The 634-nt window shown below is 71.0% G+C and carries 1 protein-coding gene; it reads right to left on the minus strand.

What is annotated here, in order from left to right; all coding sequences use genetic code 11:
* Positions 1-16: 16 nt before the first annotated feature.
* Positions 17-634: ArsR/SmtB family transcription factor (locus SK571_RS46195; RefSeq protein ID WP_319990438.1), on the minus strand; the 618-nt coding region annotated here is incomplete at its 5' end.

A 634-nucleotide genomic window follows, 5' to 3' on the forward strand; every position in this document is an offset into this window, starting at 1 on the left:
TCACGGTGTCCATTTCTCAGACCGCGACGGGGAGCTCGGCGAGGCGCCACTCGAGCATGCCGTCGGCGAGGCGGCGGGCAGTTCGTCCCTGCGCGGTGAGCAGGCGGACGGCGTCGTGGGAGAGCACGCAGTAGGCGCCGCGGCAGTACGCCACGACCTCCTGGTCGGCCGGAAGCTCGGCCAGCCGGTCCGCCAGTTCGTCCAGCGGAACGGACACGGCGCCGGGGATGTGCCCGGCGGCGTACTCCTCGGCGGGCCGCACGTCGATCACCGTCGCGCGTCCAGACCGGACACGTTCGAGGAGCTCCTCTCGGCTGACCGCGTCAGTGTCGTCGCCGAGATAAGCCTCACGCGCCGTGCGGACGTCGGGCAGCCGGTCGTCTGCGACGGTGCGCAGCAGCGCGAACAGCGCGGCGATGTCGTCTCCTGCCAGCCGGTAGAAGATCTTCGTGCCTTCGCGGCGGGTGACCACGAGGTTGGCCTGCTTGAGGGTCTGCAGATGCGCCGACGCGGTCGTCAGCCCCAGCTCCGCCGACTTCGCGAGCGCGTCGACCGTGCGCTCGCCCTGAGCGATCAGGTCGAGCAGCTCCAGTCGCTTGCCGCTCGCGAGGGCCTTACCGACCCGAGCGAACTG

This window comes from Lentzea kristufekii, from assembly GCF_033949925.1.
GTDB lineage: Bacteria > Actinomycetota > Actinomycetes > Mycobacteriales > Pseudonocardiaceae > Lentzea > Lentzea kristufekii.